This is a genomic window from Afipia sp. GW822-FHT03D08, from assembly GCF_058801645.1.
Genome location: NZ_JBXANK010000005.1, coordinates 50,039 through 58,509 on the forward strand (window position 1 = coordinate 50,039; position 8,471 = coordinate 58,509).

Consider the following 8,471-nt stretch of genomic DNA (forward strand, 5'->3'; position numbering starts at 1 on the left):
TCAACCGCTTGTTTAATTAGCTCGGATCGGCTAGCTCTCAGGCTAATGCAATTCACGGCCGCCGACGAAGGTGGTTTGATGAAGGGGAGAGTGAGATGCGATATCGCAAGCCGCTGGCATTCTCGCACGGGATCGCGGCCACCTTCAGTGGCGTCGAGACGGCGCCGGCTGCCGCCATTCGCGGCCTTCAGGAGGAGCGCCTTCGCAGGCAGCTCGATTATCTTGCCGCGCGCTCGACTCTCTATCGGCGGCGTTTTCGCGAAACCGGAATCGATGTTGGCGGTATCCGCACCATCGAGGATCTTGCTCGGATTCCATTCACCACCAAGCAGGACCTGCGCGCCAGTCTCGCGGCCGCGCCGCCGCTCGGCGAGCATCTCGCCGCGCCGCTTGAGGATGTCGTGCAAATCCAGGCGTCGTCGGGCACCACGGGCAGCCCCTCCTATGTCGGCCTGACGGAGAACGATGTCCTAGCCTGGCAGGAAATGACCGCGCGCGCGTTGTTCGCGTGCGGCATGCGGCCGGGTGATCTGGTGCTGCACGGTTTTTCCATGAGCAAAGGTTTCGTCGGCGGCATCCCGATCTTTCAGGCGATCCAGTATCTCGGCGCACGTGACATTCCGATCGGTGCGGACGGCGGGTTCGACCGCCTGTTGATCGCCTGCCGTGATCTTCGTCCGCGTTGCATCGTCGGCACCCCGAATTTCTTGTTGTTCCTGGCGGACATGGCCAAGGAGCTGACCGGCTTTGAGGCGCGCGATCTCGGTGTCGAATGTCTGATCGTCGGCGGCGAGCCGGGTGGCGGTATTCCGGCCGTTCGTCAGGCCATCGAGCAGCGCTGGAATGCGACGTGCCGCGAACTGATGGGTGGCACGGATCTCGGCTGCACCTACTGGGCGGAGAGCAATGACGAAGACGGCATGTACATGGTTGGGCCGGACCACATTCTGGTTGAGTTGATCGATCCTGAGAGCGGCGACGTGCGCCCCTTTAAGGAAGGCACGACCGGCGAACTAGTTTACACCTCGCTCGGGCGCGAAGCATCGCCGGTGCTGCGTTTCCGCAGCGGCGATCATGTCGTCGTGACCAACGACGGCGGGCGTGGTGGGCGCACCACACCGGCAATTCGATGTTTCGGACGCACCGACGACATGCTGATCGTACGCGGCGTAAATCTGTTTCCGTCGGCGGTTCAGGACATCATCGCGTCGATGTCTGAGACCAATCGCGTGATGCGCGTCGTCGCGGATTTCACCGGACATACCACGCAGAACAATCTCAAGGTCATCGTGGAGCGCGGCGAGGCGCTAAAGCCGGAAGCCGACGCTGCGCTTAAGCGCGCTGCCGAAGAGCGCATCCGTAGCGCGTTGTCGATCAAGGCCGACGTGACGGTGGTTGCCGCAAATTTCTTCGAGAAGCCCGGCGCCAAGAAGGTGTCGCTGACGCTTCGCGAGATGCCGTCGCTGAAAGGAACTGACAGTCATGACTAATCGGTCGATGGAGGTTCAGTCTCCTGCATCCGAGGCGGAGCTTAATCGCGAGGCCTATCGCAAGCTGCTGGACGACCTGTTCATGCGGCGTAAGGCGGCGCGGGTGGGCGGATCGGAATCCGCGCGGCAGAAGCATCGCGAACGCGGCAAGTTACTGGCGCGCGAGCGCATCGACGTGCTGATCGATCCCGGCTCGCCTTTTCTCGAGATGGCCGAGTTTGCAGGCGAGGGTTTGTATGAGGGCGTGCCTCCGGGCGCGGGGATGATCACCGGCGTGGGCACCATCGCTGGCCGCCCCTGCATGATCATCGCTAACGATGCCACGGTGAAGGGCGGGACCTATTTTGGTATGACCTGCCGCAAGCACGTGCGCGCGCAGCGTTTCGCATGGGAAAACCGGCTGCCTTGCGTGACGCTGGTGGATTCCGGCGGCGCGTTCCTTCCCGATCAGGCCAATATCTTTCCGGACGAAGGCCTGTTTGGCTCCATCTTCCACAATCAGGTCGGCATGTCGGCCGATGGCATTTCGCAAATCGCCGTCGTGCTGGGTGCCTGCACCGCGGGCGGCGCATATATTCCCGCGCTCTGCGATGAAGTGGTCATCGTTCGTGGGCAGGGCTTCATGTATCTCGGTGGCCCGCAACTGGTGCAGGCGGCGACCGGTGAACAGACCGATGCCGAAGCGCTTGGCGGGGCGACCATGCACAGCCGCGTCAGCGGTGTGACGGATCATCTGGCCGAAAACGACGCGCACGCGCTCGCCATCACTCGTCGCATTGTCTCGGAGCTTCCCGCTATTGCGCCGTCGCGCTGGACGCAGCAAGAGCCTGTGCCAGCGCAATATCCGGCGGATCGCATCTATGACATCATCAGCCGCGACGCCCGCAAGCCGACCGACACCCGGGCCATTCTCAAGTGTCTGCTCGACGGCGGGGAGTTGCAGGAGTTCAAGGCTGAGTACGGCAATACGCTGATCACGGGATTCGGCCGCATTAACGGACATCAGGTCGGCGTGCTAGCGAATGCTGGTGTTCTCTTCACCGAGTCCGCGCTGAAAGCCACGCACTTCATCAATCTGTGCTGTCAGCGCGACGTGCCGCTGTTGTTTCTTGCTGACGTCTCCGGATTCATGGTCGGCCGCGAAGCGGAGGCGGGCGGCATCGCCAAGGCCGGCGCGAAGTTCATTACCGCGATGAGTTCGGCGTCAGTGTCGAAATACACCATCATTATTGGTGGATCCTATGGCGCCGGGTATCTCGCCATGTGCGGCCGCGCATTTAAGCCGACCGCGATGTTCATGTGGCCGAACGGTCGTGCCGCGATCATGGGACCGGAACAGGCAGCGACAACGCTTGCGCTGGTGCGTCGCCAGATCGTCGAACGTGGCGGCAAGGAGTGGACGGCCGAGGCGGAGGAAGCCTTCAAGGCTCCGATCCGCAACGAGTACGAGACGTTCGCCAACGCCTACAATTTTGCGCGCAACCTCTGGGTCGATGGCGTCATCGAGCCCGGCGAGACGCGCGAAGTGATGACCCTTCTTCTTGATATCGCGGGCCGTACACCGCGCCGCGAAACGCGCTTCGGCGTGTTTCGAATGTAAGACAGGCCAACGCATGTTCCGCAAAATTCTGATCGCCAACCGTGGAGAGATAGCCTGCCGGATTGCGCGTACCTGCCGTAAGCTCGGGATTCAGGCGGCGACCGTGCATTCGGCCGCGGACCGGACGGCGCTTCATGTGCGGGAAATTGGCGAGTCGATCGAGATCGGCGCTGCTCCGGCCAGTGAAAGCTATCTCGTCATTGATCGTATTGTTGAAGCCGCCCTGCGCGCAGGGGCGGATGCAGTCCACCCTGGCTATGGCTTTCTGGCCGAGAATGGGGACTTCGCCGAGGCACTGGCGCTCAAGGGCATAGCGTTCATCGGACCATCGCCTGACGTGCTTCGCCGCTTCGGCAACAAGGCGTCCGCCAAGCAGATCGCCAAACGTGCAGGCGTGCCGGTGGTGCCGGGAACTGACCGGCCGAGCGCTTCGATCGAGGATATCGAGCGGGCTGTTGCAGGCATGCGGCTTCCCGTGTTGCTCAAGGCGGCGGCTGGCGGTGGCGGTAAGGGCATGCGGGTTGTGGCAAACGCTGCAACTGCGCGCGCCGATATTCAGGCCGCGATGCGCGAGGGCAAAAGCTCTTTCGGCGATCCGAGCCTGATCGTCGAACAGTTCCTGCCGGACGCGCGCCATATCGAAGTGCAAATTCTTGGTGACGGAAAAGGCAATGTGATACATCTGCTGGATCGCGAATGCAGCTTGCAGCGGCGGCATCAGAAGGTGATCGAGGAAGCGCCGGTGCTCAGCCTCGCACCGTCCTTGCGATCGAGCATTCTTGACCATGCGGTACGGCTCGGCGCAGAGGTGCGGTATGCTGGCCTTGGTACCGTCGAGTTCATCGTCAAGGACGGGGACGCATTTTTCCTGGAGGTCAATCCGCGCATTCAGGTCGAGCACCCGGTCACCGAGTGCGTCACTGGTCTCGATCTTGTCGAACTGCAAATTCGCGCTGTCGCTGATGGCGCGCTGCCGGTCGTGCAGTCCGATGTGAGCGCATCGGGCGTAGCGATCGAGGCACGGCTCTATGCGGAAGACGCCGACAATGGATTTCTGCCTTCGACCGGAACCATCGAGAATTTGCGACTGACTAACATGGTCCGTGTTGATGCCGGCGTCAGCGCAGGTATGACGATCACGCCGTATTACGATCCGATGATCGCGAAGCTGATCGCGGCCGCCGCGACCCGGACGGAGGCCTATGCACGGCTCGACGCGGCGTTGCTTGACTGTACGGTCAGCGGTGTGACCACCAATCTGGCTTTCCTGCGCAGGATCATTTCCGATCCGGGCGTACGTGCGAACGAGGTACACACCGGCACCATTGATGCGATGGTGGCATCAGACGTCAAGGCGCTGCATTTCCCGCTTGATGCGCACATCGCCGCCGGTCTTTGGCTGTGGTCGCGTCGCAATGATTGCATATGGGGCGGCCGTGAGGGGCTGACCGGCTGGCGGCTGGGCGGCGGTACGCCGGCGCCGGCTTCTGCCCCTGCCATCCGTTTCAGCGCACCGGGCCGAGATCACGATGTCACGTTCGGCTATGTGGGGCGGCTCGACACACTTCTGGTTAGCGTCGAGGACCGCGCGGCAACGCTCTCGTTTCACGCTCACGACAGCGGACAGGTGACTGTCGCGTATGACGATGTTGCTTTGACACTAACGCCTGCGCTGTCGGACAAGTTTGCTGGCTTTGCTTCGGCGGTTGCGAATGCTGGCTTCGCCGTCCATCCTTATCTCTCGGGTTCGCTACTGGCGCATGTAGGAGCAAATGACGGACAGGTGAGGGCACCAATGATGGGACGCGTTGTCGCGGTCAATGTCGAGGTCGGTCAGTCGGTCGCTGCGGGCGATGTGCTCGCAGTGATGGAATCGATGAAGATGGAATTGACTATCGCGTCGCCTTCGGCTGGACGCGTCATGGAGATTGATTGCGTCGCCGGCGCGACGGTCGAGCGCGATCAAGTCGTTTTCGTCATCTCGCCCGAGGGGGAGAAGTCTGCATGAGCGATCTGCCGTCGGCCATCGAGATCCACGAGGAAGGCCCGCGCGAAGGTTTTCAGTTCGAGAAAACGATTTTTCCGTTGGCCGAGCGCGTGGCGCTTGTCGACGCGCTGTCCCGCACCGGGCTGAAGCAGATCCAGGTCGCCTCCTTCGTGAGCGCCAAGCGCGTGCCGCAAATGGCTGATGCTGCGGAGTTCTTCGCTGCCATCGAGAAGGTTCCGGGCGTGGCGCACACCGCGTTGTGGCTGAACGAGCAAGGCTTCCGGCGTGCCGCGTGCACCATGAATGTTGATCTCAAGGGTGTTCTTCTGCTCTACGCGTCGGACGCATTTGCGCTGCAGAACAACGGCTGCGATGCGGAGATGATGCGCAAGCAGCAAGACGCATGGATTAGCCTCTATGACGATGCTGGCGTAGAGGTCCATGCCGTCTACATCATGACGGCATTCGGCTGCAATCTGCAGGGCGATGTGCCCGTGAAGGCCGTGACCGACAATGTGCGCTGGGTGCAGGAACGCTTTGGTAAATCCGGGCGTCCGCTTCCGGCAATCTATCTCGCCGACACGGTCGGCTGGGCTGTGCCCACCGAGATCGAGAGGCGGATCGGCGCGATTCGCGATCTTGTTCCGGACGCGCGCATCGGCCTGCATTTGCATGATACACGCGGCGCGGGTCCGGCCAGTTTTTATGCGGCGCTGCGTATAGGCGTCGAGTTGTTCGACAGCTCGGTCGCCGGTCTGGGGGGATGTCCGTTCGCTGGCCACTCGCATGGTGCGGCAGCTGGCAATATCTGCACGGAAGACATCGTGTTCATGGCCCACGAGATGGGGATCGAGACCGGCGTCGACCTTGAGGCGCTGATCGAAGCGGCGTTGCTGGCGGAACGCATTATCGGTCGGCCGCTCGGTGGCCGGATCATGCATAGCGGGAGTCTTAAGCGCTTTCGCGAAACTGCGCGTTCTTGAAACCTTGTCTAACGATATTGCGTAAGCGTCCATTTCTAGCACGTAGCACTAGTTAATGGTGCCATCTGGCTGCCAATTCCATGGCAGAAGCTCGTCGACTCGGGCCATGGGGTGCCCGGCGGGCATGTGTTCGAGAACGTCCTTGAGATAGGCGAAGGGCTCGACGTTGTTGAGCTTTGCGGTGGTGATAAGGGAGCAGACGGTCGCCCAGCGCGCAGCCCCGCGATCGGATCCGGCGAACAGGTGGTTTTTGCGACCGAGTGTGATGGGCGGATAGTGCGTTCTACGGTGTTGGTGTCGAGTTCGATGCGCCCGTCATCGAGGAACCGGCTGAGGTCGCTCCAGCGGGTCAGTGCGTAGCGGATCGCATCGGCAAAGACATGCTCGGCGAGTCTTGCCTGCAGCGGCTCGAGCCACCAACAGGCGCCGCCCACCCAGTTGGCCAGGGTCGAGCGATCAAGCTCGACGCCGTGGCGCGCGAAGATTTGGCTCTGCCTGTACAGCGGAAGGTGATCGCAGTACTTGGCGACCAGGACATGGGCGAGTAGAGCAGGGCTTGCGAGGCCCTTGGCGATCGGACGCTCCGGGGCGGGAGCCTGATGGATGGTCCCGCAGGCTCGGCAGCCATAACGCGGCCGACAAATGCGGATAACGCGAAGCCGGGCAGGTACATGGTCGAGCATCTCGCTGACCGTCTCGCCGATCGCATGCAGCTCGCCACCACAGCGGGGGCAGGCCTGATGCGCAAGATCGAGCCGCGTGTCCTCGCGGGGCAGATGCGCCGGCAGGCTTAGCCGCTCGGTCTTCGATCTGGAAGTCTTTGCTGTCGCGGAAAGCGTTGCTTCAGCCCCCGCGATGTCGCGTTGAGATCTTCGAAGCCGAGCTGCAATTGGTCGTCATCAAGCCGTTCGGCGCGCCGACCGAACTGGCTGCGCTGCACCTTTTGCACGATCAGACGGAGCCGTTCGATCTCGGCTTGTGCTTCGCTGAGGCCGGTCACGTCGGCCGCGAGTGCGCGCACCATCCGCTGCAACGTCTCTACATCATCCGGCAGGGCTGCAAGATCGACGTCCATGAGTGTGAAGTCTACGCTGACTCGCGCACTTCCTCACAGGCCCACATGCATGTTGAGTCAATCAGCCGCAGCGATCATCCCGCCACAGCCGGTCGCCATTGCCGCTCCGGCGCGCGCCAATCGACGCCGTCAATTAGCATCGACAACTGCGCCGAACTCAGCATCAGCGTTCCGCCCGGCTCGACATTCGACGGCCACAGGAAGACGCCGTGCTCGATCCGCCTGGTGAACAGGCAAAGCCCGGTGCCGTCCTAGTACACGATCTTGATGAGATTGGCCTTGCGGCCGCGGAACACGAACAGGTGGCCCGAGAAGGGATCCTGCCGCAGCACGCCCTGGACCAGCATGGCGAGCCCGTCGATGCCCTTGCGCATGTCGATGAAGCCGAAGCTGAGGTGAACCTTCACGCCCCGAGGAAGCAGCGTCATGATGCGTGCTCCTCAGCGGCATCCACGATCTCAACCGCGACGAACAGCGGTGCAGCCGATGCCGTCAGTTCCTGCTTCCAGCGGAACAGGACATGCACTGCAATCCCGTAGTGGCGTGCCACCTCCGACAGGCTTGCACCGGGTCGCACCGCCTCATCAACGATCTAGCGTTTGTCGGCTTCTGTGAACGTTCGACGACGACCATCGTGGGGCGGAGCAACACTCGGCCCCGACGCCATCGAGCCGCTAGTCATATGACTAAGCCTATGACTAGGACTATGATTAAGGGTATGGACTAAGACCTCGGCGCCGATAGAGCAGCTTGCGTTCGGCCAGCTGCGGCTCGGCTTTGAACTTCGCTCGCCAGTTGCCGAACGCCTTCAGCGGAATCCCCTGGGCCTCGCAATACTCCCACTGATTCAACTCACTACAACACCACACGCCTCGTGGTGCGTGCGCCAGAAAGCCTCACCATAGCGTTCGCGTAAACCTGCCACCTCGTCCTCCTCACCTGCAATTTGCTGGTGAGAACAGATCGGCTCGCTACCTAAGCAAACAAGCGTGCAAGAAATGGACGCTTACCGATCTGACCCGTGAATCCCTGTTACGTGGGCAGAGTTTCCCTGTTCCTTGAAATGTATTCCCTGTTAGTTTTGTAGGGAATTGTCGCGGAAATCGCTGCGGCGCTGCGGTTTATTGTCTCCAAAGCCCTTTGCGGAGGCTTAAATTCGCGATCTTCCCTGTAAAATTCCCTGTTAGCAGGGAATTCGCCTGGAGACGGGTTCGATCAGCACTGCGTCGCCAGCCAACCAGTTCGGCTATCAGAGAATATGATCTGCCCCCTTTGAAGTGGTCCTCCCTGAAGTATGATTTTCGGATGGAGGATAAGATCAATGGCAAGGAAGAGG

6 protein-coding genes and 2 pseudogenes are annotated in these 8,471 nt (G+C 61.5%); 4 read left to right on the plus strand and 4 right to left on the minus strand.

What is annotated here, in order from left to right; genetic code table 11:
* The first annotated feature begins 95 nt into the window (after positions 1-95).
* The 4 genes from AC1RM7_RS23755 to AC1RM7_RS23770 are packed head-to-tail and all read left to right on the plus strand — an operon-like array spanning position 96 to position 6,060.
* Positions 96-1,490 carry a phenylacetate--CoA ligase family protein gene (locus tag AC1RM7_RS23755; protein ID WP_024921714.1) on the plus strand — a complete coding sequence of 465 codons (1,395 nt, stop codon included), beginning with the start codon at positions 96-98 and terminating at the stop codon, positions 1,488-1,490.
* Positions 1,483-3,090 carry an acyl-CoA carboxylase subunit beta gene (locus tag AC1RM7_RS23760; protein WP_024921713.1) on the plus strand — a complete coding sequence of 536 codons (1,608 nt, stop codon included), beginning with the start codon at positions 1,483-1,485 and terminating at the stop codon, positions 3,088-3,090. Before AC1RM7_RS23755 ends, AC1RM7_RS23760 begins: the two co-directional genes overlap by 8 nt.
* A gap of 13 nt (positions 3,091-3,103) precedes the next feature.
* Positions 3,104-5,098 carry an acetyl/propionyl/methylcrotonyl-CoA carboxylase subunit alpha gene (locus AC1RM7_RS23765; protein WP_024921712.1) on the plus strand — a complete coding sequence of 665 codons (1,995 nt, stop codon included), beginning with the start codon at positions 3,104-3,106 and terminating at the stop codon, positions 5,096-5,098.
* A complete protein-coding gene (locus AC1RM7_RS23770; RefSeq protein WP_492943923.1) occupies positions 5,023-6,060 on the plus strand; it encodes a hydroxymethylglutaryl-CoA lyase in 1,038 nt (345 codons plus the stop codon). The genes AC1RM7_RS23765 and AC1RM7_RS23770 overlap by 76 nt, the downstream gene beginning before the upstream one ends.
* Before the next feature lie 48 nt (positions 6,061-6,108).
* On the opposite strand, the pseudogene AC1RM7_RS23775 reads toward AC1RM7_RS23770, so the two are convergent.
* The 4 genes and pseudogenes from AC1RM7_RS23775 to tnpA all read right to left on the minus strand — a co-directional run bounded on the left by AC1RM7_RS23775 (position 6,109) and on the right by tnpA (position 8,004).
* Positions 6,109-7,135 (minus strand): annotated as a pseudogene (locus tag AC1RM7_RS23775) (IS66 family transposase).
* 74 nt (positions 7,136-7,209) lie between these two features.
* Positions 7,210-7,563 (minus strand): annotated as a pseudogene (gene tnpB / locus AC1RM7_RS23780) (IS66 family insertion sequence element accessory protein TnpB).
* A complete protein-coding gene (locus AC1RM7_RS23785) occupies positions 7,560-7,727 on the minus strand; it encodes a transposase (RefSeq protein ID WP_492839588.1) in 168 nt (55 codons plus the stop codon). Before AC1RM7_RS23785 ends, tnpB begins: the two are co-directional and overlap by 4 nt.
* A gap of 118 nt (positions 7,728-7,845) precedes the next feature.
* Positions 7,846-8,004, minus strand: coding sequence for an IS66 family insertion sequence element accessory protein TnpA (gene tnpA / locus AC1RM7_RS23790; protein WP_492839585.1), 159 nt, complete (start codon positions 8,002-8,004; stop codon positions 7,846-7,848).
* Positions 8,005-8,471 lie beyond the last annotated feature (467 nt).